Source organism: Glaciecola sp. MF2-115, from assembly GCF_047250385.1.
Taxonomy (GTDB): Bacteria; Pseudomonadota; Gammaproteobacteria; order Enterobacterales; family Alteromonadaceae; genus Glaciecola.
The window spans coordinates 59,772-85,001 of the sequence record NZ_JBLBVM010000039.1; the positions used below are offsets into that span (position 1 = coordinate 59,772).

Below are 25,230 nucleotides of genomic sequence, written 5' to 3' on the forward strand. Positions count from 1 at the left end.
TTATCCAACAGGCACTAACTTAAGGATTTTATCCAAGACTGTATTTGCGTTAACGCCTTCCGCTTGTGCTTGGTAGCTTAAGATAATGCGGTGACGAAGTACGTTATGCAATACCGCCTGCACATCATCTGGCCCCACAAAATCTCGGCCATTCAGCCAAGCATGCGAGCGCGCACAGCGTTCTAGTGCCATTGTAGCTCTCGGGCTTGCACCAAACTCTATCCATTGAGCTAACTCAGGGTCATAATTCTCAGGGCGTCTAGTTGCCATAATTAACTGGACAATATAAGTCTCTAACGCAGGCGCTAGATGCAGTGTCATTATTTCTGCTCGCGCTTTAGCTATGTCATCTTGCGTTAGCTTCTTAACTATAGGCTTCGCAACTTTAATGGCTTCACCGCGCGTCAATCGCAAAATCTCAAGTTCAGTCTCAGCGCCAGGGTAGTCAATCTCTACATGCATTAAGAAACGGTCAAGCTGCGCTTCTGGTAGAGGATAAGTACCCTCTTGCTCTAGAGGGTTTTGCGTGGCCATGACTAAGAATAGCTCAGATAGTTTATAGGTACTGTTACCCACGGTTATTTGGCGTTCTGCCATAGCTTCAAGTAAAGCTGATTGCACCTTGGCCGGAGCACGGTTTATTTCATCTGCAAGCACGAGGTTGTGAAAGAGAGGTCCTTTCTGAAATATAAATTCCCCAGTTTCAGGTCGATAGATATCCGTACCTGTTAAATCTGCGGGCAGAAGATCGGGAGTAAACTGTACTCGATGGAAGTCGGCTTCGATACCATCGGAGAGTGAATTGACGGCTCTGGTTTTCGCTAAGCCCGGAGGGCCTTCAACAAGTAAGTGTCCATCAGCCAGTAGGGCGATAAGAATGCTCAAAGTAAGGGACGGTTGCCCAATTACTTGCGTATTTAAGTGGGCTTGTAATTGCTTAAACTCTTCTACTGCCATGGTAATTTTTAGCCTTTGTTACGATGCTTTTATTATATTGTGGTAAAGGGTTATCTGGTGAATTTTAGTAACACCTAGAGCTTAGTCTCAAAACTCTGCTAGTCTTATATGCGGATGTATCTCAAAATTTCAACTTTACGACTCGTAAATTTATAATTGGTTCTGTATTTTATGACGGCTAGTAAGAAATACTTGTGCTGTTCTGTTTTCAACTAGCCTAACAGTAACTAGCAAGGCAGTGCTTCGCACAACCGTTTTTATCGTTCGTGCCTGTAAAATTTGAACTTTGCTTTATATTTTGTCACAATACTGGTTAGAGGTCTGACCAGAGGTTGTTGTTCTATTATTGTTCACTGACCCATTTATTAGCCACAGGATAATCTATGTCACATAAACAAGTTTTAAAAAATCAGCAGGGCGACCGTATCGCTATTGTTGCTGGATTGCGCACGCCATTCGCCAAAATGGCAAGTGATTTTCATGGCGTGCCCGCTGTAGATTTAGGAAAGATGGTAGTTAATGAGCTTATCCTAAAGCATGAAATTGATCCTGCGATTATCCAGCAAGTCGTATACGGTCAAGTTGTGCAAATGCCAGAGGCGCCTAACATTGCTCGTGAAATTGTTTTAGGCACAGGCATGAACGTTCAGACCGATGCCTATAGTGTGTCTCGAGCGTGTGCTACCAGCTTTCAATCGACAGTTAATATCGCTGAGTCGATGATTGTTGGCAATATCGATGTAGGTATTGCTGGTGGAGCCGACTCAACTTCTGTATCGCCAATCGGTGTGTCTAAAGCCTTGGCTCGCGCGTTAACTGATTTGCAGAAAACTAAGACTCTTGGGCAAAAATTTAATGTGCTCAAGAAGTTAGGTCTGAAAGATTTACTACCTGTACCGCCAGCTGTCGCTGAATATTCTACAGGCTTATCAATGGGGCAAACTGCCGAGCAAATGGCTAAGACTCACGGCATTTCTCGTGCAGCTCAAGATGAATTGGCGCACCGTTCGCATAGCTTAGCAGCTCAAAATTGGGAAGCTGGTAATTTGGATGGCGAAGTAATGACTGCTTATCCAGAACCATTTAAAAAGGGCTTTTCGCGCGACAACAATGTTCGCTTTGACTCCAAACTCGAAGGGTACGCGAAACTTCGTCCTGTGTTTGATAAAAAGCACGGTACTGTTACAGCGGCAAATGCAACACCACTCACTGATGGTGCATCAGCAATTATCATGATGACGGAAAGCAAAGCTAAGGCCTTTGGTTATAAACCTATTGGTTATTTAAAAAGCTACGCATTCTCAGCAATTGATGTATGGGAAGATATGCTAATGGGGCCTTCTTATGCTACACCAATAGCTTTGGATCGTGCAGGCATGACTTTGAATGACCTCACCTTAATCGAAATGCATGAAGCTTTTGCTGCGCAAACACTATCTAATATAAAAATGTTTGGCAGTGATAAGTTTGCTCAAGAAAAACTAGGCAGAGACAAAGCGATTGGTGAAATCGATATGGACAAATTTAATGTCATGGGAAGCTCTTTGGCTTACGGACATCCATTTGCCGCAACAGGCACTAGAATGATTACGCAAATGTTAAATGAACTTAACCGTCGTGGCGGTGGAACGGGTCTACTCACTGCATGTGCAGCAGGTGGCTTAGGCGCAGCAATGATAGTGGAGACAGAATAATGGGTGCATTTACCTTAACGAAAAGAGAAGACGGTATTGCCATTTTAACAATGGACGTGCCTGGCGACAGTATGAACACGCTAAAAGCTGATTTTGGCGAAGAAGTCACTGCAATTTTAGACGAAATTGAAAACGATGATGCGATACGAGGCGTCGTTGTTGCTAGTGGTAAAAAAGACTCATTTGTAGCTGGCGCGGATGTCAGTATGTTAGCTGCATGTAATGATGCTGACGAAGCAGAAGCATTGTCTACCTCTGGTCAGAAATTATTTGACCGCATGGAAGGTATGAGAAAAACCTTTGTTGCGGCGATTCATGGACCAGCTTTAGGTGGCGGTTTGGAACTCGCACTTGCTTGTCATTACCGCGTTTGTTCTGACAGTCCTAAAACACAACTTGGTCTACCAGAAGTTCAACTAGGTTTGTTGCCTGGCAGTGGTGGAACGCAACGATTACCAGCTCTCATTGGTATTCAAACAGCTATGAAAATGATGCTTACTGGTTCACCCATGCGAGCTAAACAGGCCAAGAAAGCGGGTATAGTGGACGATATGGTACCGCAATCTATCTTACTTGACGTTGCTATTGAAATGGCTAACAAAGCGATTTCAAAGCGTGAAGTCAAAAAAGATGTCATGGCGAAGGTATTAGAAAACACCGCTTTTGGTCGTAATATTTTATTTAAGAAAGCGCGTGAGCAGACCCTTTCAAAGACTATGGGCAATTACCCTGCACCGATGTACATCATCGATTGTATTGAAGCGGGTATCACTAATACTCGAAAGGGCTATGAAACTGAAGCTCGCTTGTTTGGTCAGTTAGTGATGACATCAGAGTCGAAACAATTACGTCAAATTTTCTTCGCAACAACTGACATGAAGAAAGAAGCGGGTATAGAAGGTGTTTCTGCTGCTAAAGTAAATAAAGTGGGTGTATTGGGCGGTGGCTTGATGGGCGGCGGTATTGCGTTTGTAACGGCAACGAAAGCGAAAGTGCCAGCGCGTATTAAAGATATCAACACCGACGGTATTGCTGGTGCAATTCGATATAGCTATGACATTTTAAACAAGAAAGTTAAAAAGCGTTTCATGTTAAAGAGTGTTATGCAAAAAGAGCTCTCATTATTGACGGGCTGTTTAGATTACAGCGGTTACAAGCATAACGATATGGTTATTGAAGCTGTGTTTGAAGACGTCAATCTAAAGCAAAAAATGGTTGCTGATATTGAAGAACATTGTAATGAAAATACTGTGTTCGCCTCCAATACTTCATCTATTCCAATTGCCCAAATAGCAGCGCAAGCAAAACGTCCAGAGAACGTGGTCGGTTTACATTACTTTTCACCGGTAGACAAAATGCCATTGGCTGAAGTTATACCTCATGAAAAAACATCAGACCAGACTATTTCTACGACAGTTGAATTTGCAAAACGCCAAGGTAAAACACCTATCGTTGTCAAAGACGGTGCTGGCTTTTACGTTAACCGTATTCTTGCACCATATGTGAGTGAAGCAGGATTTATGGCTATTGAAGGGCAACCGCTTGATGCCATTGATAAGGCATTGACTAAATTCGGTTTTCCAGTGGGTCCATTTAAGTTGCTGGATGAAGTTGGTATTGATGTCGGCACCAAGATAATTCCTATTTTGAAAGGACAATTTGGCGAGCGTTTTAATGCGCCAGAAGCGTTTGATAAGTTATTGGAAAACAATCGCAAGGGTAAGAAAAACAAATCCGGTTTCTACGATTACAACGATACAAAACCAGGCAAGAACGTGGACGATTCCGTGTATAAATTGCTTGGGATTACCCCAGAGAAGAAATGCTCGGATGATAGTGTTATAGAGCGTTGTGTTTTAATGATGCTCAACGAAGCTGCGTTGTGTTTACAAGAAGACGTTATTAGAAACCCTCGTGATGGTGATATCGGTGCTATCTTCGGTATTGGTTTCCCTCCATTTAGAGGTGGTCCTTTCCGTTACATGGATAGTTTGGGGATCGATCATGTGGTTAGTCGCTTGGAAAATTATGCTGAAACGTATTCAGACAAGTACAAGCCCGCTGACATTTTGTTAACAATGCGTAAAGAAGGTAAAACTTTCTACTAAGTCTTTGTTATTGAAATGTAAAAAACCGAGCTAAGGCTCGGTTTTTTTATGTTTAATAGCGACTATTTAGCCTATTTATAACGCACTTTGGTATACTTCGGTATCGTTTTGACAGTGGTTAAAATAAAACCAATTGGTATTATCACTGTATTCAAATCAGATATCATTTATTTAGGAGGCAATATCATGTTGATGGGTTTTTTGATAGTAATAAGCTTCCTTGTTAGTAGTCTTTACTACTATGTCGAAGCTGTTAAGAATGCGATGGGTAAAAAGCGTTGGTTAGTAGGTGGCATGATTATGGGACCTATGTTGTTGCCCATGTTCAACATTTCTAAAACAGTGCAACGTCGCAAAGCTACAGGTTTTGACAGCTGTTATTTACGTCCATAGCTTGTATTCGACAATATTTTAGCATCAAACTATCCTTGTTTTCGCAAAGCGAAGTTACCGCTCTGCAATGCTAATGCTTAACAATGAAAAGAGTTGGAAATGCTAGGCCTTTGAAGCATAAACTATTAGTAAAACTAACGTTTCGCAAAATAAAGGCCTGGTATTAGCGTTTAGCAATCTTCATTGCTGGGCGTATTGGGCTTGGTTTTCTCGCATCCAGTAAATGCTTCATGTTCTTTCCTTCAACAAGCAATTGTTCAAACTTACCGGCACTCACAGGTTTGCTGTATAGATATCCTTGCAACATTTCACATTCGTAACGTTTCAATATATCTAGTTGCTTCTCATGCTCAACACCTTCAGCAACCACTTTTAAGCCAAGATTATGAGCGATATTAATAATCGACTCAGCCATATGCTTATCAACAGAGCTAGTCGCAATATCATCGATAAAAGCTTTATCAATTTTCAAAGTGTGTATTGGAAACTTCTTCAGATAAGCCAAAGAAGAGTAGCCTGTACCAAAATCATCAAGCGCCAAGTGGATCCCACGCTCACGCAGCCTCTGCATCATTTTAAGCGCTTGTTCTGGGTTTTCCATCAAGGTGCCTTCAGTAATCTCACACTCTAAGTGTAAGGGACTGAGGCCAACTTGTTTCAAGATGCGCTCAATGCGATCGTCAAGGTCAGGAAGCTCAAACTGTTTCGCGGAAATATTCACGGCAACGCGACCTGTAAACAAGCCTGCATCAACCCAGCGTTTTGTATCAATACATGCTTTACGCAGAACTTGCTCGCCAATTTCCAGTATTTGACCGGTTTGTTCTGCCAGTGGGATAAATTGGCCTGGGCTTACAATACCTTTTTGTGGATGCTCGAAGCGAACTAAAGCTTCCATACTGACTAATCGTCCAGTAGGGATATCAACTTTGGGTTGATAAAATACACTGAATAAATCTTCTTTAATTCCAAAACGAATTAAGTTTTCAATTTGTAATTGACGCACGGCATTTTGATTCATCTCGCCGCTGAAGAACTGGTAGTTGCTGCCACCATTATTCTTAGCAAAGTACATTGCTGTGTCGGCGTTCTTCAGGAGCTCTTGATGCGAGGTGCCGTCTTCAGGGTAGGTTGCAATACCAATGCTTACACCGAGAACAAATTCTTGTTTATTAATATAGAAAGGACGAGAAAGAGTATCAAGAATGTCTTGAGCAATATGAGAAATTCGGTGAACGGTCGCCGTTGCTTCAATCAACATACTAAACTCATCGCCGCCGAGTCTGTAAGTGGTTGAGCTCGATGTCGTGATTTTTTGCAAGCGACGCGCAATTTGCTTAATCAACAAGTCACCGGTTTGGTGCCCGAGTGAGTCATTGATACGTTTGAAGTTATCCATGTCTAAGCATATAAGAGCATGAGGCGTTTCGCGGCGTACTAGGTTTTCATGACTTGCTTGGAAAAATGAGCGGTTAGGTAAATTGGTTAATGGATCAGTGTTCGCTAATTTCAGCAATTCTTTTTCAGTTTTCTTACGTGAGCTGATATCAGAAAATACGCCAACATAATGGCTTATATAGTTATCTTCATTGCGGATAGCATCAATCGTCATTTCTAATTGATACTTCTCGCCATTAGCTCTTACCGCATCAACTTCACCAGACCAGTTGCCTTTATGCTTCAAGGTCTTTTTAATTTCTTCAGTAAACGCATCTGGGTATTGGCTGAATGAGAGTTTACTTGCTAGCGCTTGCTCAATGGTATCGCCAGTGTAATTGCAGTATGCACTATTTACCGACATAAACTTGAACTCTTGATCAGCAATAAACACACCTTCGGTAATGTTCTCAAAACTACTCTTAAATAAATTAAGTTGCTCTTCAGCTTGCTTCAAATGATTAATGTTTTTTAGTGTACCCGTCATACGTTGTGCTTGATGATGAGAGTCACGTTTGACCACTTTACCGCGGTCTAAAACCCACACCCAATCGCCAGAGAAAGTTTTAACACGGTAGGCTAGTTCGAAGAATTCTGTTTTACCATCTAAATGATCATCAAGAGCCTGTTTCAAGCGTTCAACATCATTCTCATGTACATTGTTTTCGTAAGTCGTATGACTGCGCATGCTGTCTTGTGGGAAATCAATGGTATTCCAAGTATTTCCTCGATATATCTGCCCGCTAGATATATCCCAATCCCAAAGCTCATCGCCACTGGAAGAAAGTGTTAAAGTTAAGCGCTCAACATCTTCAGTCAGAGTTTGGTCGCGCGTTTTGCGGCTCTTCATTTTACTAATTTGATAAAGAATTAAAAATATGATGAAAAATGCATAGAAAATTAAGGCACGAGTATTTAACCAGAATGGCTTCTCAACAGAAATCTTAAGTTCATTCTGCTGTGACCATTCGCCACCGTTGATGCGGGCCTGTACTTTGAAAACGTAGTCACCAAAAGACAGGTAGCTATAGGACACTAGTCTATTAGTAGTTGTATAAGTCCAATCTTTGTCTAAGCCATCTAGGATGTAGCGATACTCAGTTGCATTTGAATTAATGCTATTGATAACACCAAACTCTATGTTAATTCGACTCTCGGAGTGCGCCATGCTGAAAGAATTCATCATGAATGCAGGCAGTCTTGACTCTATTTCATCAATATTCTTATCTGGCGCCGAGAAGCTTAAAAATTGAGGCTTTACAGGTGTGTCGTATTTATTAATATTTTGCTGTTTTGTTTGTAAGTAATGAATACCAATCGAACCACCAATCAGCAAGTTACCTTGTGTGGTAGCAATAATGGCACCGCGGCCTAACTCGTTAAAGTTTAATGCGCTTTTCGACCGTCTTTTAACTAGCGTGGAAGTATTCAGATCTAAAGTGTATATGCCTTGTCTGCTGCCGTACCAGATACTATTCTCAACACCAATCGCTGAACGAATATCGGATGTTGCATTATCATTCAGACCATTTAGTTGATGAAGTAGCGTTAAGCTCACTTTGTCTAATTTGAAAATGCCTTGATTTTCGGTCACGACCCAGTAAGCATCTTGATGACTATAAACTTGAACAATGTTCAATTTACCAAATTCATCTAAGCCGGAAGGGCGCATGAATTGACTACTTCCTGTATCGCTTATGAGAACGCCTACATTTGTTTGTAACCATATTTTGTTTCTGTCATCAGTAAAAACCGGTTTTGCAACTGATATATCACTTGGGAGACTAACAAATGTCTCTTCGTAAGTTTTAACGTCGATTGTCGACAAGCCCTTGTCTTGATGCCATACCCATAGCTCATTATTGAAAAATTCAATCGTATCAAAAGACTTGTTAGCGTGAACTTGGTTTTCGAAGGTTAAGCTCTCACCATTTATACGGTAGCTGTATATGCCTTCACTTGTTGCCAACCAAGCTTTGTTATTTGAATCGATTTTTATATCATTGATCATCGCCGAAATTTTCAAGGGATACTGTGTAAAGAATCCTTGTTTTTGGTTGTATTTGTTCAAACCATCAAGTCTTGTCGCCACCCAAATATCAGACTCAATATCTTTAGCAAAGCCTACAACTTGGCGTCCTGATAAGCTCTTACTGTCACCATCAACAGGTTTGTATAATTTTAATGGGCTAGCGGCGGGGTGGTAGTTGTGCAAACCAGCGCTTGCGGTGCCTACCCAGGCTGTGCCCATGCGAGAAATAAAAATGCTAGTAATATTGCTATCTTGGAGTCCGCTTGAAAACGAATTGTTGTGATTAATAACCGTTTCAATACTTGTTTCTCTATCAGCAATCACCAATCCACGATTAGTTCCTATCCATAAATTCTCACCATCAAAATTGAGATCGTTTATTACATTTGAAGGGAGTTCAGAATTGTTTTCTTGCGATAAGTTTTGTTGTTTATTCGAGCTCGAATCAAGAGTAATTAAGCCCTTGTTGGTAGCAATCCAATATTTATTACCAACAACTTCAATTTTGTTTATTTTGACCTCAGGTAAGGTGAAGTTCCATGGGTTTTGTTTCGTTAGATCGAACAGCTGGCCTGAAATTTTATCGAATATAAAGATGCCTGAATAAGCCGAGCTCATCCAAATTCTGGAGTTTTCGTCTTTGATATAGGTAATATTATTCGGGAAAGGAGATTGGCTTATAACTTGCGTGACTTTTTGGCTTTCAGCATTGAGTCGATAAAGCGAGTTTTGAACGGTGAAATAAATTTCCTTACCTGATGCGCTAGCAATGGTAGAAATTTCATTGGCTTTGATTATGCTATTTTCGCTGTTAATCGTTGTAAAATGGTCTGTTTCGTAATGATACTTACCAAGTCCTTGGTCAGTCGCTATCCAAAGGTTGTGTTGGTTGTCTATGATGATACCGCTAACTGAATTACTTGGAATAGAACCTGGGACGGAATTGTCTGCGCTGTACAGTTTGTTTTGAAAACCATCAAATTTGCTTAAACCATCGCTGCTAACTATCCAGACAAAACCATATTTGTCTTCAATAGTTTGAACAACCTGGCTCTGGGAGAACCCATTTTGAGCAGAAAGGTGCTCAAAGTTGAGGCTAGTTAAGACGCTAGCAGTTGCTGTATAAAAGCACTGCGCGCTAAAAAGCATCATTAAGATGAGCCATTTCTTAGGAAAGGCACGAATCACAAGGTTACCGCCTAAATTTTATTATTATTATTATTTTTTTTGTAGGGTACAAGAGTGCCCAAAAAACCTTGCTCTCTCAAGGTATAATTGCATGTTTACAACTGTTTGTTTAAAAATCAAACAATAAACACAGTGGTTGTTCAAAAAACCAACAGAAAGTGAATTCAAGCTTTGCCAGTTTCGGCAGTGAATGGTCGTTTTTCGACCTTATTTAAAGGTATTTCAACAGTTGTTTGAACTTACTTGGATCATCAATAAACTCAAAGCCTGCAAAGCTGTTTGCGTTGTCAATTTTGGGCTCTGTTATAAATGCTGCTTTTCCAAGTGAATTTTGCTTACAAAACTGCTCACAACCTTGTTGGAAAAATTCAAAGCTTAACTCATCAATAGCATCTTCCATTTGATTTGTTTCGGTCGATGATTGTAACTCATCAAAATCCATCCAGAGTCTCTGAGCAAGCTGATTTGTGTTTGCATCAAAGACTCGGAATTGTTTCTTAAGTGATTGTTTAAAATTATCGAAGATAGGCTCAAAATTAGAAATGTCATCGACAAATTCTTGAATCACTTCAATCATTGCGCCGTATAAAACATCACTCGAGTGAGTCGGTGATTGAACATAAACCGCTAACCCTGGACGTTTATTGACAGGGAAATAGCCACAACCGACTAAATAACCAAGATTTCTTTTATTTCTTAACTCATCAAAAAAGATAGGCGAGAGCAGCTTCTCAATCGCAATGTAAAGAGCTCGATCCAAATTACTATTTGAAGGGCATTGGAAGTATAAAACAATAGCGTGTTCTTGATGTGATTGACTATGTTGAATGCACAATTGCTGATTACCGAGCTGTGCGATGTTTCTGCTAGATTTTAATACTTTGTCCATATCCTTAAAACAATCGACAACCTTTGTATGGAAAGCGTTTATCTGGGCAACAGACCAGTTGCCTACGACCAAACCTTCAATATGTATCTTTTCAAAATACGATATTGCTTGCTGGTTCAGTTCCGGCAAGTCGAGACTTTCGACTTCTGTCAAAATAGCATCTTGGCCAAAGGTGTTTTCTTGCATCAATATATTAAGGTCGGAAAACAATTGGTTTATTGGTTTATTCAACAAGGTATTCTTTAAACTTGTCGTGAGCTTTTCCTTCACTCCAGCAAATGTCGCAGGTTTTATACGAACGGTTTGAATAAAACTTAATACCTCCTCGCATAACATTAGCTGACGGTCAGAAAAGCCACTTGTGTGGAGTGTCATGCCGCCTTGATGACCATATAGTCTAAAGTTAATGCCGGCCATTTCAGCCCCACTATAAATTTCACTGAGCTCCTCACTTAAACAAGCAATCCAAAGTTTCTTAATCGCTAAATTTCGTGCACTGCCGATCATATTTGGGTTTTCTAAAGAAAGATAACAATCTCCTTTTGGGGTTTTAAAGTGATGATTTTGTGTGAACTTAAGCAGGAAGTCAGAGCTTTTAATTATCCTAACTTCATCTGTTTCTAACTCCCTAGAGGCGAGTGCAAAATTGTCACTCATATAAGGGTTTTTAGGGGGTAACTCCAAAGCCAAAATTGACTTGGTTTTTGGACTAAAATCAACTTTCCGCAAACTGTAAGGGACTTCATATTGAGCAGTTATTAAATCGCACTTAGCTTTAGGATGTATGCAAAACACACGTAAATTTTCATGATTGAAATATTCAAGGAATTGAGTGAACACATTTTCGTCATAGCAATCCATGGCGACATCGCTTTCAAGTGCTTGTTGTAAACTAGATTTATGTAATTTAGTCGCGAGCATAACGGCTTCATCGATTCCTGATGGCAGCGCTGAATGCTTTACTTGCAAGGCTAATTGTTGGGACTTTTCTTCAAATCGCCACTTTTCAATTCCATTGTCTCTCAAGAAATCAAACCATTGAAGGATGGTCTGTATTATTTCATGAGTCTTTTCCAATCCCAATTCAGTTAAACGTACGTTGATATTAATATCTTGAAAATTCTCACCTTCAATTCCGCCACTGGCACTTAAGTCGAGAATTAAGCCTTGTCGTTTTAAATAATATTGCAATGTGTTTTCAGAAGCATCATCAATTAAATGCGTCAAAAGTAAAATGGGTTTGCTGCGGTACCAAGCTGAAATGTTAGGCAAGCAAAAAGTGAGCATTAGGTTTTGAGCAAACTTGTACGGCTTTACCTCTATTAAACAAGCCTTTTGCTTATCTAAATACAATTCAGGTGGGCTAAGGGGAAAATGCGTAATATTGCTGTGAGAAAACTCATTTAGTTTTTTTTCAATCACAGCACTGAGTTCATTGTTTGCCATTTTTTGAGGAAGAACGACACATGCTTTTATGCGCTTGGCGTCGAAATAATGTTGATGATGCTCACGTAACCTGCTCTGTAAGTTGGTTCTAGAGAATTGATTGAATATATTTTTATTGCCAACATTGAATCGGCTGAATGGATGTTTTGGGTTGCATGTTTGTTTGTGAACGTCATACAAACGACGAACGTCATCTTGCTTGCGCATCGAAAACTCAGCATCAATAGCTTCAACTTCTTGCTCAATTCCATCAATGCTTAGCATCGGTTGCGTGAGCATATCAATCAGTACATCGAGGGATTCTTCAAAAAGGTTAGCAGGGCAACTAAAATGAACGTTACATGTCTCGGCAGCAGTCCATGCATTAACAAATCCACCGTGGGAATTCAGCAATGTATTTAAATAGTTACCATCGGGATAGCGTTTGCTGCCGGCAAACAACATATGCTCCATTAAATGAGATAGGCCTTGGCAATCCTCGGGATCGCTAAAATGCCCCATTTCTATTGATACAGAAACCGACGCTTTCTGTGCCTCGGGGCATTTGATCAAAGCATACTCGAGTCCATTCTCAAGTAAACTTACTGAATACTCTCGATTTGTTAGTCGTGATAGGAGCAATGCTTTTCCTCTTAGCTATTACACTAATAAAACCTATAAATGTAATAGTTGTAAAGAAATTTCGACTTTTGTCGTTAAAAATATACTAAAACACTATTGTGAACACACCTATTTAAGTGTTAGCGTCCGCTAGCGAGAAAACCTTATTAAAAAGATAAATATTCATGATTATATTTGTAATGCGACATGGTGAGGCTGAACCTTATAAGCAAGATGATCAATCACGACATCTTACCAAGTTTGGCATTACGCAATCTGAGCATGCAGCGAAATGGATGGCAAAACAGTTAAAGAATCAAACTGCTTTGCGTCAGGTCGATCTTACCTTTGTAAGTCCTTATGTTAGAACTCTCGAAACACTGGGCGCGGTTGAGCCCTTCTTGTCAATCCAAAAACATATTAAAACATCGGAAGTGACGCCTATTGGTAATGCAAATATGGTTCAAGATCTCATAGATGGTGAGTTACTCAATGATAGCACTATTCAATGTTTACTCGTGATCAGCCACATGCCTTTGGTTAGTTTACTAAGTGATGTTGTTTGCAGTGGTTTTAATGCGCGAATTTTTGATACTGCAGATGTTTTGATGATTGACTATGACGCAACACGCTCTAAAGGCAGTCAGTTAGCTTTTTATCAAAGTTTGACTTAATCCCAATCGTAAAATCATTTAATAAATTACAAAATTCTTGGTGTTCTTGCATTCAGTAATCTGTGATCCAACCGATACATAATTAATATTCGCAGATTAAAGATTATGAACGCTTCCTATGTCAAAAAAGTCATTACCATTAACCTTGTATCATACGCTTGAGAAGCATGCTCAAGACGCTGATATTAATGATGATGAAGAGTTACAAGACATTCTAGAGAAGCTAAATAACTTAAATGAAAAAGTTGAGGCCTTTAAACAACGCGCTCGCGAAAAAAAAGTACAAAAAGCCTCAAACGTAATTGATTTGAAGTCACGCCGGTAGCGGAGTGTCAACTGGCGCAACGTAGTGTAAAGGCAAAACTCTGACTGTTTTTATCATGTTGCCGCTAATGTCGACAATCTCGATAGGGTAACCAGCAAGTCGAACGCTGATGTTACTTTCAGGTATTTCTTCCAAATACTCTAAGATCAAACCGTTGAGTGTTTTTGGCCCTTCTGTAGGAAAGAACCAATCCATCTCTTTATTTAATTCTCTCACGTTGGCACTGCCATCCACTAAATAGCTGCCGTCTTGTTGCTCTATGGCTTCTTTACTGTAGTCAGGAAGCATTGAGGTTGTGAAGTCTCCAATGATTTCTTCTAAGATATCTTCTAGGGTAACAAGCCCTTGAATGTCTCCATATTCATCAACCACAAGACCAATACGCTCTCTCACGGCCTGAAACTTATACATAAGAGTGTGTAGTGAAGTTGACTCAGGCGTGTAATAAATCTCTTTTACTGCTCTAAGAATAGTGGCCTTAGTGAATTGATCTTTTGATAATAAACGCAGAGCATCACGAACGTGAATAAAGCCAACAGCGTCATCAATACTGTCCCGGTACAATAGAACTCGAGTATGTTGTGAGTTAGTTAAGCGTTTCTGAATATCTTTCCAATCGTCATTGATGTCAATGGCATAAATGTCCGAGCGCGGCACCATAATGTCTTCGGCGGTCACATTTTCTAAATCAAGAATACTGACCAGCATATCTTGGTGCTTTTTGGGGATAAGATTTCCCGCCTCGTATACGACCGTTCTTAGTTCCTCTCGGCTTAAGGAGTCTCCGTTGTCACCGTTAGGATTTATGCGTAAGACAGCAAGAATAATGTTGGTGAAGCCATTAACGAGTTTCACAAAGGGTGTGAATAAAAACAACAAAGGAAGGAGTATCAAAGAACTCGGGAAGGCAATTTTCTCAGGGTACATTGCGGCAAGCGTTTTTGGTGTGACTTCTGCAAACACAAGCATTACCAACGTAAGACCGAAAGTGGTCACGATCATGCCGTAAAACTCACCAAAGTATCGCGTTGCAATCTCACCAGCAACCAATGATGCGGCAATATTGGCAAGGTTGTTACCAATTAAGATAAGACCAATTAATTTGTCTGGGCGGTCGATCAGCTTTTGAACACGCAGTGCTCTCGGGTCGCCTTCATTGGCTAAGTGTTTTAATTTATATCTATTAATTGTCATCATGCCTGTTTCTGAACTTGAGAAATAGGCTGAAACAACAATAAGAATAGCAAGAATTATAAAGAGCGTTTCATTGGCAACGTCCAACTATGAGTTTCCTCGTTTTAATTAGTATTTAAACAGATGATTTTTATCCTACTAGTATCCACTATTCAAAAGCGAGTATCTAGTATTAAAAAGCAAACGATGGTGTCTACTTAATCGGATCTTTCTTCAAAGAATAATTTCGCGCACAAATCGACTGCCAAAATATGCCAAAGTTAATAAGCTGATGCCGACCAAATTGAAGGTGACTAGTATGCGGGCTTTTAAACCCAAAAAATGGTGAAGTAATAAAGCGACTAAATATACGATAAAGGCGCTACTCGATAAAATAGTCTTATGCGCATAACCCTCGGCAAACATATTTGGAATAAATACAAAACCAGAGGCTAATGCTATGGCCAGCAGACTGGTTCCAATAACCATCAGTTTAGTCAGAATATTCTCTACAGAGAGTAGAGGAGGTAGTTGGTTGTTCGCGAGCGAAAATTGTTTGTGCTTCAGCAGATAATTAATGTACGCCAGCTGCAATGCATATAAAAAGCTAATGCTCAGCACGCCAAAAGCAAACAAACTCAAAATGATATGACTCATCATGCCAAAACTCATATTGATATGAATGCCCGTGCTTTGTGGAACAAACATTTGCAAAGTGATGAATAGTGCGGAGAAAAAACTAACAACGGGTAAGAATACTAAATTCTTTATGTATGTATTCGCTACCAGCATCGTTACAGTTACTAACCATGCGAGCAAAACTGCAACTTGGGTAATACTTAGTTGTTCGGATTGGTTGTCGGCGTTAGACGCAACGATTAACGCTAAATGGCCAATAGCCGCAGCATAAAGCAGGTAATGTGGTAATTTACTCGCTTGATTATGAGGTGAAAAAAAGGCCTTGGTTAACGCTATACCTGCCCATAAATATAGGCATAGCGTAAGCAAATACAAAGTGAAAGTAAGATCCATCATTTAACCTTTATCAAATTCCTGACGAGTTTATAGCAAAACAGTGTCGATATGCGCAACATAAGTATTGTATACTCTAGGGTAATTATAGCGAAATCAAATTATTAATATGTTTCAGAATTTATCAGACAGATTAGGCCAAACCCTTAAAAACATTAGCGGTAAAGGCAGAATAACCGAAGACAACATTAAAGAAACCTTGCGTGAAGTACGCATGGCCTTGCTTGAGGCTGATGTGGCATTGCCCGTCATTAAGGCCTTTGTTGAGCGTGTCAAAGAGCGTTCTGTAGGTATTGAAGTATCTAAAAGCTTAAACCCAGGTCAAATGTTGATCAAAATTGTTCAAGGTGAACTTGAAGCAATTATGGGTTCGGAGAATGAAGGTTTAAACCTCGCTGCGACTCCGCCTGCCGTAATTATGATGGCTGGCTTACAAGGTGCTGGTAAAACGACCAGTGTTGGTAAGCTTTCAAAATATCTAAAAGAACGCGAAAAGAAAAAAGTCATGGTTGTGAGCGCCGATGTTTATCGACCCGCTGCGATCAAGCAACTTCAGACATTGGCTGAAGAAGTCGATGTTGAGTTTTTCCCTTCTTCTGCTTTGCAAAAGCCTGTTGATATCGTCGAGGGTGCAATTGCACAAGCGAAACTCAATTTCATCGACGTATTGATAGTAGATACGGCAGGTCGTCTTGCTGTCGATACAGAAATGATGAAGGAAATTCAAGAGCTTCATAGCGCTGTAAAACCGGTTGAGACCTTATTCGTTGTTGATGCAATGACGGGGCAAGATGCTGCTAATACAGCAAAAGCGTTTAATGAAGCATTACCATTAACGGGTGTTATCTTAACGAAAGCTGACGGTGACGCACGAGGCGGTGCTGCATTATCCGTTAAGCACATTACTGGTAAACCAATCAAATTCTTAGGTATGGGTGAAAAACTCGATGCCTTAGAACCTTTCCATCCTCAGCGTATCGCAAGCCGTATTTTAGGAATGGGTGATGTTCTTAGCTTAATTGAAGAAGTTGAGCGTAAAGTTGATAAAGACAAAGCGCAGAAGCTCGCTCAAAAAGTCAAAAAGGGCAAAGGCTTTGATCTGCAAGACTTTAAAGAACAGTTGGAGCAAATGCGCAACATGGGTGGCATGATGTCCTTAATGGATAAAATGCCAGGCATGGGCAAAATGACTGAGAAAATAAAAGATCAGGCGAACGATAAGCAATTTACCCAAATGGAAGCGATCATTAATTCGATGACTCCAGGTGAGCGTGAACGTCCTGATGTTATTAAAGGCTCAAGAAAACGCCGTATTGCTGCTGGTTCAGGCACACAAATTCAAGACGTCAACAAACTGCTGAAGCAATTTACGCAAATGCAGAAGATGATGAAGAAAATGTCTGGTGGCGGCATGAAGAAAATGATGCGCGGAATGGGCGGAATGATGCCTCCTGGCGGACCCGGTGGAATGGGCGGCATGGGCGGTGGGTTTGGTCCGCGTTAGTCAATATTGATAATCTAAAGAAAAACGAGCTTGTATAGTTCGTTTTTTTTATGTGGAATAAAAAGAGAAATAGAGCTGAGGGGGAGTTTTCATCCCAGCAAACGCGCTTTTCGTCATCCTGACCGCTCACACGAGGCATCCATGCCTAGTGAAGGTTTGTTGGGATGAAAACTCCCCCTCAGCTCTATTTCTCTTTTTAATGACAATTACCTTGCAAAATAAGCTACTAAGCGTATAATTCGCGCACCTTTTTTCCGGCTAAGTCGGAGCAAGGTATGTTAACGGTAACACTACAAAGAGTTTGAGGCATATATGGTTACTATACGTTTACAACGTGGTGGCGCTAAAAAGCGTCCATTTTATCAAGTAGTTGTTGCAGACAGTCGTCGTGCACGCAACGGTAAGTTCATCGAAAACTTGGGTTTCTTCAATCCAACTGCACAAGGTCAAGCTGAGCGTTTACGTTTAGACCTAGAGCGTGTTGAGTATTGGGTAAGCGTAGGGGCAGGTGTTTCTGACCGCGTAGCTCGCTTGGTAAAAGATGCAAAAGTTGCTGCTTAGTAGCGCTTTCGTATCAGTGATTTGAGGTAAAGATGAGTTCAGCGTCTGACACAATTATTGTTGGCAAAATCGGTGCTCCTTACGGGGTTAAAGGTTGGGTCAAAATAAACAGCTTTACACAAATTGCAGCAGATATATTCGGTTATGCACCTTGGCAGTTAAATGGCAATGGTATGAATAACCAAGAGATACAAATTGATCAGTGGCGAACGCAAGGTAAAGGTTTGGTTGCTAAATTGGTTGGGGTTGATTCAAGAGACGATGCTGAGCATGTTAAAAATGCTGAGATATCGGTTCCTACATCAGTTCTTCCTGAATTAGAAGATGACTTTTACTGGAAGGATTTAATTGGTATGCAAGTTGTGACTGATAAAGGTTACGATTTGGGTGTAATTAAAGATATGTTCGAAACAGGTGCAAACGATGTGATGCTTGTTAAAGCAAAAACAAACGATGCATTTGGTCAAAAAGAACGTTTATTGCCATTCCTACACGACCAAGTTGTGTTGAGTGTCGATAAGCAGGCTAAGTCTATTACGGTGGACTGGGACCCAGGTTTTTAATGCAACCTACACAACGTTTCGGTGTAGTAACGCTATTTCCTGAAATGTTTGAACCTTTCTTGAATCAAGGAGTGTTCGGCAGAGCAGTTAAGAGCGGTATTATACAGGTGGATATGTTTAATCCTCGCGATTACACCACTGATAAACATCGAACTGTTGATGATCGCCCATACGGCGGTGGCCCTGGAATGCTGATGATGGTTCAGCCATTAACAGACGCAATATCCGATGCAAAGTCTGCATTAGGTGAAAATAGCGTGGTTGTGTATTTATCACCACAAGGTAAAACGCTAAACCAGACTGAGGTTCAGTCTTTAACCCAGCTTCCTAATATTATATTAGTGGCCGGGCGATACGAAGGCATCGATGAGCGCGTTATTAATGCTTTGGTTGATCAGGAATGGTCAATTGGGGATTACGTCTTAAGTGGCGGCGAGCTACCAGCAATGGTGTTGATGGATTCGGTATCGAGATTGTTGCCAGATGTATTGGGGCATAAACAATCGGCAGTAGAAGATTCTTTTACTAATGGTTTGTTGGATTGTCCGCATTACACGAGGCCCGAAGTGTTAGATGGTGAAGCTGTACCGAGTGTGTTGTTAAGTGGCAATCATGAAAAAATTAGGCGGTGGCGCCTTACCAAGTCTTTAGAAAGAACTTTGGAACGACGCCCTGATTTATTAAATGATCTAGCTCTGACTGAGGAGCAACAAAAAATTCTAACTCAGCTTAAAGGCGAGTAGAAGTTGCGGCGCAATGACAGTTAACTAGAATGAGAGGATCTGATGAGTAAAGTAAGTCAAGATATCATCAAAAAAATTGAGCAAGCACAGCTTAAAACTGATGTTCCGGCCTTTGGCCCGGGTGACACTGTAGTTGTTAAAGTAAGAGTAAAAGAAGGCGAGAAAGAGCGTCTTCAGGCATACGAAGGCGTTGTAATCGCTAAGCGTAACCGTGGTCTACACTCTGCTTTCACTGTACGTAAGATTTCTAGTGGTGAAGGTGTAGAGCGTGTGTTCCAAACTCACAGCCCAGCAATTTCTTCTATTGAAGTGAAACGTCGTGGTGCTGTTCGTCGCGCTAAATTGTACTACTTGCGCGAACGTTCAGGTAAATCTGCACGTATCAAAGAAAAACTTAACTAATTTTAATTTAGTGTCATCGTTAACATTCAAAAGCCCGCTTAATTGCGGGCTTTTTGTTTTTCGGCTTTTTTAGGAAAGCAGAGGCTAGGAGAAGAAGAGGAATCCCTTTCTTCGCAAACACACTTTTCGTCCTCCTGACCGCTCACACGAGGCATCCTTGCCTCATGAAGGTTTGCTAAGAAAGGGATTCCTCCTCTGCTCCTCGCCTCTGCTACCAAACGCGCTTTTCGTCATCCTGACCGCTCACACGAGGCATCCATGCCTAGTGAAGGTTTGCTAAGAAAGAGACTCACCATGGGCTTCTACTCTCTGCTACCAAGCGCGGGTTCGGTTATCCTGACTTTTCATATGAGGCATCCATGCCTAGTGGAGGTTTGCTAAGAAAGGGATTCCTTTTCTGCTCCTAGTCTCTGCTACCAAACGCGCTTTTCGTTATGCTGCTATAGATTCGTTTATTTGATTAGCTAGGGCTATTTGTTTTCTAATAATTTTGAAAGCTTGTAGGTACTTTACGTTCCGTTGGTAGCTGACACTTTCAATTATTTCACCTTCTTCATTTAGCAGGTAAGTCGCGAAGCGAACTCCATTTTTGTAAGGTAAGTAAAAGCGATGCACGATGAATTTTTCTTCGGCACTTGCTGCTGCAATGAGCATATACATGCACGGTGGTAAATTGAAGTAGTCTAGTCTTTGGTCTTGTCCGTAAAGCACAAGTGACTTTTGAAAAGCATTGTCGGCAAGTTGCCCCTCATCAATATTGAAATTGATACTGTATCGTTGAACCAGGTGATCAATACTTTTAATTCCTGTTTCTAATTTGTCTAAAGGTGCATTACCTATAAAAGCTGCGTTGGCTACGCAAGCTGCTCTCGTGTTGGAGCGCATTGAATACGAGTTGTTCAGAGAGACATTAGCACTCAAAAAGTTAGATGCATTCATTTGTATCACCTCAATATGATTATACATGTTTATTCATACAGTATATTGCTGGATATAAAATAGTCAATAATTTATTTAGAAATAGTTGCTTTTTTGTTTGCAAGGCATGTTTGAAGTCGTCTAAAGATTGGGTGAAGTCAAAGCTTAAATATAGGTGGAAAAAATATCGATTAGCATGTTTAATTACATCTGATATTTTTAGGCTCATGTATTGCTAAATTAAAAGAATAAAAAAGGATATACATATGCAACAAGCTCCCTCAACTTGGGTTACTCGCGCGCTTGATAAAGTGGAACGAGTAGGTAATAAATTACCCGACCCAGCCATTATTTTCTTTATTTGCTTAATAATCATTTGGGTATGCTCTGCCATATTTTCTCAAATGAGCTTTGATGCTGTGGATCCAAGAACAGGAAACGCAATTGAGGTTAATAACCTGCTTACTGGCGATGCGATGGCTGACTTTTTAAGCCGAATGGTTACGATTTTTACTGGATTTGCGCCCCTTGGCGTGGTCTTAGTAGCAATGTTAGGTGTCGGCGTAGCAGAGCACAGTGGCTTTATTAGTGCTGGCTTGAAACGCATGCTCGATTGGACTCCGAGATCCTTATTAACACCAATGGTTGTGTTAGTGGCTATCGTAAGTCATACCGCAACAGATGCAGGTTACGTGTTAGTAATACCGCTTGCTGGTGTGATCTTTTATGCTATGGGTCGACATCCTTTGGCAGGTATTGCGGCAGCATTCGCAGGTGTAAGCGGGGGGTTCTGTGCTAACTTCATTCCTTCAGCTATTGACCCTCTGTTGCAATCTTTTACGCAAGCGGCGGCGCAGATTATAGATCCTGAGATACAAGTAAACCCGCTTAACAACTGGTTTTTTAACTCAGCTTCTACCTTACTCATCGTAGGCCTCGCATGGTATATCACTGACAAGGTGATTGAACCGCGCTTAAAAGACGTTGAAGTTGATGGTGATCCAAACGATATTCCTAGGTTTGATGAATTATCGAAAAAGCAAGCGAGAGCGCTCAGGTTTTCTGGACTTGCAATGCTTGTTGGTATCATCGCCTTGGTCGTTATTTTAATACCAGAAACTTCTCCGATGCGAGACGCGAATGGTGAGCTTACGAGTTTTTCTGCTCCCGTTATGCAGTCAATTGTTCCACTTATTTTTCTATTGTTCCTATTGCCTGGTGTCGTTTATGGCTTCATGTCAGGCACTTATAGCACGACTAAAGACATGATAGACAGCATGACAAAAGCGATGCAGGGGATGAGTTACTACATCGTTATGGCTTTCTTTTGTGCTTTATTCATTGATGCTTTCGGGAAGTCAAATTTGGGTGCCTTGATGGCGATAAACGGTGCTGAATTCCTGAAAGGAATGGCGCTCCCGCCAATGATAACTATTGTTGGCATTATAATCCTAACAGCCTTTGTGAATCTATTTGTAGGTTCTTCGTCGGCTAAATGGGCTTTGCTAGGACCAATTTTTGTACCAATGTTAATGCAGTTAGGAATTTCTCCTGACTTGACTCAGGCAGCGTATCGCTTAGGAGATTCGTCTTCCAACATCATTACACCTTTGATGCCTTATTTCCCATTGGTTGTGGTGTATTGCCAACGCTATGTGAAATCAACTGGCATTGGTACTTTGTTGTCACTTATGTTGCCATTTAGTATTACCATCCTTGTTGCTTGGACAATTTTCTTGCTTATCTATTGGGCAATTGGAATTCCTCTGGGTCTACAAGCAAGTTATGTTTATCCTGTAGGTTAGGACAATCGGCTATAAATAATTGTAGTCAATAAAACATAAAGTAAAGAAAAGGCGCTAGTTTTCAACAAAACAGCGCCTTTTCTACTATTATTTCAAATAACTTCATATTCAACTTGAAGCCTTTCGAATAGTTTGTTAAAAAGTCAAACAGTAATATCTCTTAGGCTTTATTGCGTGTAAATAAAAGCTTACATCTTGGTTGGGTAGCGAAGTTCTTCTTAATTTTATGCCTTTTCTTGTTGTTTACGACATACGTTTAACATTTCATCCGTTTTCTTATAAAAGAGTAATAAAATGCAAAAAGACACAGTTAATAATATTCATGTTTCATCTGAAGAAGTACTTGTTACGCCAGATGAACTTAGCAGTGAACTTCCGGTAAGCGAGAGTGCCTTGCAAGGCGTAATTGATTCTCGAAAAGTAATTTCAGACATTATTCACGGCGATGACCACCGTTTACTGGTTGTTTGTGGACCATGTTCTATTCATGATATCGAAGCGGCAAAGGAGTATGCGCTTAAGCTGAAAGAGTTGCATGAGTCGTGCAAAGACACCTTATATATTGTGATGCGCGTTTACTTTGAAAAGCCCCGCACTACAACAGGTTGGAAAGGCTTAATAAACGATCCTCACTTAAATGATACTTTTGATATTGAAACCGGTTTGCGACGTGCGCGCGAATTGTTGATTTGGTTAGCTGAATTAGGTCTTCCCGTTGCAACTGAAGCCTTAGATCCGATTAGTCCTCAGTATCTTGCTGAACTGTTCAGTTGGGCGGCAATAGGTGCGAGAACATCTGAATCGCAGACTCACCGCGAAATGGCAAGTGGTCTATCGATGCCAGTAGGCTTTAAAAATGGCACTGACGGTTCAATGGGTATCGCGATTAATGCCCTACAATCGGCTGCCTCAGGCCATCGTTTCATGGGCATCAACAAGCAAGGTCAAGTAAGTGTGATCAAAACACAGGGCAATCCCGATGGTCACGTGATTTTACGTGGCGGCAAGCAGCCTAACTATGATTCTGTATGTGTCGCCGATTGTGAAGATGAGTTGAGGGGCGCAGGCATTGTCTCAAGTTTGGTGGTTGATTGTAGCCATGCAAATAGTGCTAAAGATTACCGCAGACAGCCATTAGTTGCTCAGAATGTGGTGAACCAAATCTTAGAGGGCAATCAGTCTATTATCGGTATTATGCTAGAAAGTCACTTGAACGCTGGGAATCAAAGTTCGACGGGTAAAACGCTAGCAGACTTAGAATATGGAGTGTCTATCACTGATGGTTGTATCGACTGGCAACAAACTCAAGATCTAATTTTGAAAACCCGTGATAGACTAATCACTGTTCTCCCAATGCGCCAAACAAAGCGCTTAAGTGCATAAATGTCAGAGACAGATGAAACACTCAGTAAACTGCGACATCGTATAGACGATGTCGACAGTCAATTAATCCAACTGTTAAAACTCAGAAATGAGCTGACAGGGAAGGTGGGTGAAGTAAAAACCTTAACGGGCATGCCTATCTATGTGCCTAGCCGCGAATCGGAAATGATTGCGGCACGACGTGAGCAGGCAGAGTCAATAGGCTTGTCACCAGATTTAGCTGAAGATGTTTTACGTCGAGTGATACGCGATTCCTATCGCACCCAGCACTCAAATTACCGCTGCATTAACCCTGATATTAACAAAGTCGTTATTATTGGTGGTGGCGGTGCGCTTGGTAAGTTATTTGTACGATTGTTTGAACAAAGTGAGTATGCAGTCACAAGTTTAGAAAAAGATGACTGGGCTGAAGCTGAAGAAATTTTCAAAGATGCTGATTTGGTGATTGTTGCCGTCCCTATAAAGCTAACTATTTCAGTTATTGAAAAGCTAAGCAATTTACCCAAACATTGCATCCTTACCGATATCACCAGTGTCAAAAATGAACCTTTAGAAGCGATGCTAAAAGTGCACAGTGGTCCTGTAGTGGGCTTGCACCCAATGTTTGGCCCTGACAGTCCTGGCATGATTAAACAAGTTGTTGTGGTCTGCCACGGTCGTGAGCCAGACAAGTATGAGTGGCTTCTGGAGCAAATGAGAACGTGGGGCGCGGTGCTTCATGAATCTTCTAGCAGCGAACACGATAGTGCGATGGCATTTATTCAAGTAATGCGCCATTTCAGTACCTTTGTGTATGGCCAGCACCTGAAAGAAGAAGATCCTAATCTAAGTTCTTTGTTGATGTTTAGCTCACCCATCTATCGTTTGGAATTGGCCATGGTTGGAAGGTTGTTTGCTCAGGAACCGTCTCTTTACGCAGATATCATCTTTAATAATGAAGAAAGTTTAGCATTGCTAAAACGTTTTCATGAAAGGTTCGGCGAGGCATTACAGTTAGTTGAAGATGTCGATAAAGCTTCTTTTGTAAAACAATTCAATGATACTAAAAAGTGGTTTGGTGACTACGCTCAACAATGTTTAGTGGATAGTAAGCAGTTGTTGCTAAAAGCTGATGATAGTCAATTGCTACGGAAAAACTAGCATCGGTTTTTTGGTCGACTATAAAGTTGTGAAAGTTTAATTAGTTTCGCAAACTGCAGTTAATAACAAAAAAGCGCTACTTCTCGTCATTACGTAAAGCATCCTAGGTCATTCCTGCGAATGCACTGAGGGATCCCCATTTTTTACGAGGCCATGCTATATATTCGTTTTTTATAGTCTTTGTTAAGATTTCGCACCCCTTGACTGAATAATGCAATCACTCTCCTAAAGGTGAAGTGAATGAGTATGTTTTTGGCGAGACT

The 25,230-nt window shown here is 40.8% G+C and carries 19 protein-coding genes; 13 read left to right on the forward strand and 6 right to left on the reverse strand.

Annotation, left to right across the window (positions count from 1 at the left end; genetic code table 11):
* Window positions 1-957, reverse strand: coding sequence for an AAA family ATPase (locus ACKLNX_RS03610; RefSeq protein ID WP_412971252.1), 957 nt, complete (start codon window positions 955-957; stop codon window positions 1-3).
* A 383-nt stretch (window positions 958-1,340) separates the two neighbouring features.
* Between ACKLNX_RS03610 and fadI the strand changes: the two genes are divergently transcribed.
* The 3 genes from fadI to ACKLNX_RS03625 all read left to right on the forward strand — a co-directional run bounded on the left by fadI (window position 1,341) and on the right by ACKLNX_RS03625 (window position 5,152).
* Window positions 1,341-2,651: an acetyl-CoA C-acyltransferase FadI gene (fadI, locus tag ACKLNX_RS03615; RefSeq protein WP_412971253.1), complete on the forward strand. Its 1,311-nt coding sequence runs from the start codon at window positions 1,341-1,343 to the stop codon at window positions 2,649-2,651.
* Window positions 2,651-4,759 (forward strand): fatty acid oxidation complex subunit alpha FadJ, encoded by a 2,109-nt coding sequence (fadJ, locus tag ACKLNX_RS03620; RefSeq protein ID WP_412971254.1) that lies wholly within the window; start codon window positions 2,651-2,653, stop codon window positions 4,757-4,759. The genes fadI and fadJ overlap by 1 nt, the downstream gene beginning before the upstream one ends.
* A gap of 108 nt (window positions 4,760-4,867) precedes the next feature.
* Entirely contained in the window at window positions 4,868-5,152 is a 285-nt protein-coding gene (locus tag ACKLNX_RS03625) for a hypothetical protein (protein WP_411695411.1), read from the forward strand.
* A gap of 163 nt (window positions 5,153-5,315) precedes the next feature.
* Here the strand turns inward: ACKLNX_RS03625 and ACKLNX_RS03630 are convergent, their stop codons facing one another.
* Window positions 5,316-9,773, reverse strand: coding sequence for an EAL domain-containing protein (locus ACKLNX_RS03630; protein ID WP_412971255.1), 4,458 nt, complete (start codon window positions 9,771-9,773; stop codon window positions 5,316-5,318).
* 247 nt (window positions 9,774-10,020) lie between these two features.
* Window positions 10,021-12,765: an insulinase family protein gene (locus ACKLNX_RS03635; RefSeq protein WP_412971256.1), complete on the reverse strand. Its 2,745-nt coding sequence runs from the start codon at window positions 12,763-12,765 to the stop codon at window positions 10,021-10,023.
* Between the two features lie 164 nt (window positions 12,766-12,929).
* Here ACKLNX_RS03635 and sixA point away from each other — a divergent pair, with 164 nt between their 5' ends.
* Together sixA and ACKLNX_RS03645 are read left to right on the forward strand one after the other, a co-directional pair.
* Entirely contained in the window at window positions 12,930-13,418 is a 489-nt protein-coding gene (gene sixA / locus ACKLNX_RS03640) for a phosphohistidine phosphatase SixA (RefSeq protein ID WP_412971257.1), read from the forward strand.
* 118 nt (window positions 13,419-13,536) lie between these two features.
* Window positions 13,537-13,743: a hypothetical protein gene (locus tag ACKLNX_RS03645; RefSeq protein WP_411695407.1), complete on the forward strand. Its 207-nt coding sequence runs from the start codon at window positions 13,537-13,539 to the stop codon at window positions 13,741-13,743.
* On the opposite strand, the gene ACKLNX_RS03650 is transcribed toward ACKLNX_RS03645, so the two are convergent.
* Together ACKLNX_RS03650 and ACKLNX_RS03655 are read right to left on the reverse strand one after the other, a co-directional pair.
* On the reverse strand, window positions 13,732-15,024 hold the full coding sequence (locus ACKLNX_RS03650; RefSeq protein WP_411695406.1) for an HlyC/CorC family transporter: 1,293 nt from the start codon (window positions 15,022-15,024) through the stop codon (window positions 13,732-13,734). The two genes, ACKLNX_RS03645 and ACKLNX_RS03650, sit on opposite strands and share 12 nt — an antisense overlap.
* 126 nt (window positions 15,025-15,150) lie before the next feature.
* Entirely contained in the window at window positions 15,151-15,951 is an 801-nt protein-coding gene (locus ACKLNX_RS03655) for an inner membrane protein YpjD (RefSeq protein WP_411695405.1), read from the reverse strand.
* A 106-nt stretch (window positions 15,952-16,057) separates the two neighbouring features.
* Between ACKLNX_RS03655 and ffh the strand changes: the two genes are divergently transcribed.
* From ffh to rplS, 5 genes are all read left to right on the forward strand, one after another.
* Window positions 16,058-17,452, forward strand: a complete 1,395-nt coding sequence (ffh, locus tag ACKLNX_RS03660) for a signal recognition particle protein (RefSeq protein WP_412971258.1) — start codon at window positions 16,058-16,060, stop codon at window positions 17,450-17,452.
* Window positions 17,453-17,764: 312 nt separating this feature from the next.
* Window positions 17,765-18,013 carry a 30S ribosomal protein S16 gene (gene rpsP, locus ACKLNX_RS03665; RefSeq protein WP_411695403.1) on the forward strand — a complete coding sequence of 83 codons (249 nt, stop codon included), beginning with the start codon at window positions 17,765-17,767 and terminating at the stop codon, window positions 18,011-18,013.
* A 32-nt stretch (window positions 18,014-18,045) separates the two neighbouring features.
* A complete protein-coding gene (gene rimM, locus ACKLNX_RS03670) occupies window positions 18,046-18,576 on the forward strand; it encodes a ribosome maturation factor RimM (protein ID WP_412971259.1) in 531 nt (176 codons plus the stop codon).
* Window positions 18,576-19,319 (forward strand): tRNA (guanosine(37)-N1)-methyltransferase TrmD, encoded by a 744-nt coding sequence (trmD, locus tag ACKLNX_RS03675; RefSeq protein ID WP_411695401.1) that lies wholly within the window; start codon window positions 18,576-18,578, stop codon window positions 19,317-19,319. The genes rimM and trmD overlap by 1 nt, the downstream gene beginning before the upstream one ends.
* 42 nt (window positions 19,320-19,361) lie before the next feature.
* Window positions 19,362-19,721, forward strand: coding sequence for a 50S ribosomal protein L19 (rplS, locus tag ACKLNX_RS03680; RefSeq protein WP_311359806.1), 360 nt, complete (start codon window positions 19,362-19,364; stop codon window positions 19,719-19,721).
* 432 nt (window positions 19,722-20,153) lie between these two features.
* Here the strand turns inward: rplS and ACKLNX_RS03685 are convergent, their stop codons facing one another.
* Window positions 20,154-20,660, reverse strand: a complete 507-nt coding sequence (locus tag ACKLNX_RS03685) for a hypothetical protein (RefSeq protein ID WP_412971260.1) — start codon at window positions 20,658-20,660, stop codon at window positions 20,154-20,156.
* Between the two features lie 245 nt (window positions 20,661-20,905).
* Here ACKLNX_RS03685 and ACKLNX_RS03690 point away from each other — a divergent pair, with 245 nt between their 5' ends.
* The 3 genes from ACKLNX_RS03690 to tyrA all read left to right on the forward strand — a co-directional run bounded on the left by ACKLNX_RS03690 (window position 20,906) and on the right by tyrA (window position 24,967).
* On the forward strand, window positions 20,906-22,444 hold the full coding sequence (locus ACKLNX_RS03690; protein WP_412971261.1) for an AbgT family transporter: 1,539 nt from the start codon (window positions 20,906-20,908) through the stop codon (window positions 22,442-22,444).
* A gap of 294 nt (window positions 22,445-22,738) precedes the next feature.
* Window positions 22,739-23,827, forward strand: coding sequence for a 3-deoxy-7-phosphoheptulonate synthase (locus tag ACKLNX_RS03695; RefSeq protein WP_411695398.1), 1,089 nt, complete (start codon window positions 22,739-22,741; stop codon window positions 23,825-23,827).
* Window positions 23,828-24,967 carry a bifunctional chorismate mutase/prephenate dehydrogenase gene (gene tyrA, locus ACKLNX_RS03700; RefSeq protein ID WP_412971262.1) on the forward strand — a complete coding sequence of 380 codons (1,140 nt, stop codon included), beginning with the start codon at window positions 23,828-23,830 and terminating at the stop codon, window positions 24,965-24,967.
* The last annotated feature ends 263 nt before the right edge of the window (window positions 24,968-25,230 follow it).

What these genes read in the sequence shown, in the direction of transcription:
- ACKLNX_RS03610 (WP_412971252.1), bottom strand. Translation starts at nt 957, where the DNA reads ATGGCAGTAGAAGAGTTTAAGCAATTACAAGCCCACTTAAATACGCAA.
- fadI (WP_412971253.1), top strand. Translation starts at nt 1,341, where the DNA reads ATGTCACATAAACAAGTTTTAAAAAATCAGCAGGGCGACCGTATCGCT.
- fadJ (WP_412971254.1), top strand. Translation starts at nt 2,651, where the DNA reads ATGGGTGCATTTACCTTAACGAAAAGAGAAGACGGTATTGCCATTTTA.
- ACKLNX_RS03630 (WP_412971255.1), bottom strand. Translation starts at nt 9,773, where the DNA reads ATGATGCTTTTTAGCGCGCAGTGCTTTTATACAGCAACTGCTAGCGTC.
- sixA (WP_412971257.1), top strand. Translation starts at nt 12,930, where the DNA reads ATGATTATATTTGTAATGCGACATGGTGAGGCTGAACCTTATAAGCAA.
- ACKLNX_RS03645 (WP_411695407.1), top strand. Translation starts at nt 13,537, where the DNA reads ATGTCAAAAAAGTCATTACCATTAACCTTGTATCATACGCTTGAGAAG.
- ACKLNX_RS03655 (WP_411695405.1), bottom strand. Translation starts at nt 15,951, where the DNA reads ATGATGGATCTTACTTTCACTTTGTATTTGCTTACGCTATGCCTATAT.
- ffh (WP_412971258.1), top strand. Translation starts at nt 16,058, where the DNA reads ATGTTTCAGAATTTATCAGACAGATTAGGCCAAACCCTTAAAAACATT.
- rpsP (WP_411695403.1), top strand. Translation starts at nt 17,765, where the DNA reads ATGGTTACTATACGTTTACAACGTGGTGGCGCTAAAAAGCGTCCATTT.
- rimM (WP_412971259.1), top strand. Translation starts at nt 18,046, where the DNA reads ATGAGTTCAGCGTCTGACACAATTATTGTTGGCAAAATCGGTGCTCCT.
- trmD (WP_411695401.1), top strand. Translation starts at nt 18,576, where the DNA reads ATGCAACCTACACAACGTTTCGGTGTAGTAACGCTATTTCCTGAAATG.
- rplS (WP_311359806.1), top strand. Translation starts at nt 19,362, where the DNA reads ATGAGTAAAGTAAGTCAAGATATCATCAAAAAAATTGAGCAAGCACAG.
- ACKLNX_RS03685 (WP_412971260.1), bottom strand. Translation starts at nt 20,660, where the DNA reads ATGAATGCATCTAACTTTTTGAGTGCTAATGTCTCTCTGAACAACTCG.
- ACKLNX_RS03690 (WP_412971261.1), top strand. Translation starts at nt 20,906, where the DNA reads ATGCAACAAGCTCCCTCAACTTGGGTTACTCGCGCGCTTGATAAAGTG.
- ACKLNX_RS03695 (WP_411695398.1), top strand. Translation starts at nt 22,739, where the DNA reads ATGCAAAAAGACACAGTTAATAATATTCATGTTTCATCTGAAGAAGTA.
- tyrA (WP_412971262.1), top strand. Translation starts at nt 23,828, where the DNA reads ATGTCAGAGACAGATGAAACACTCAGTAAACTGCGACATCGTATAGAC.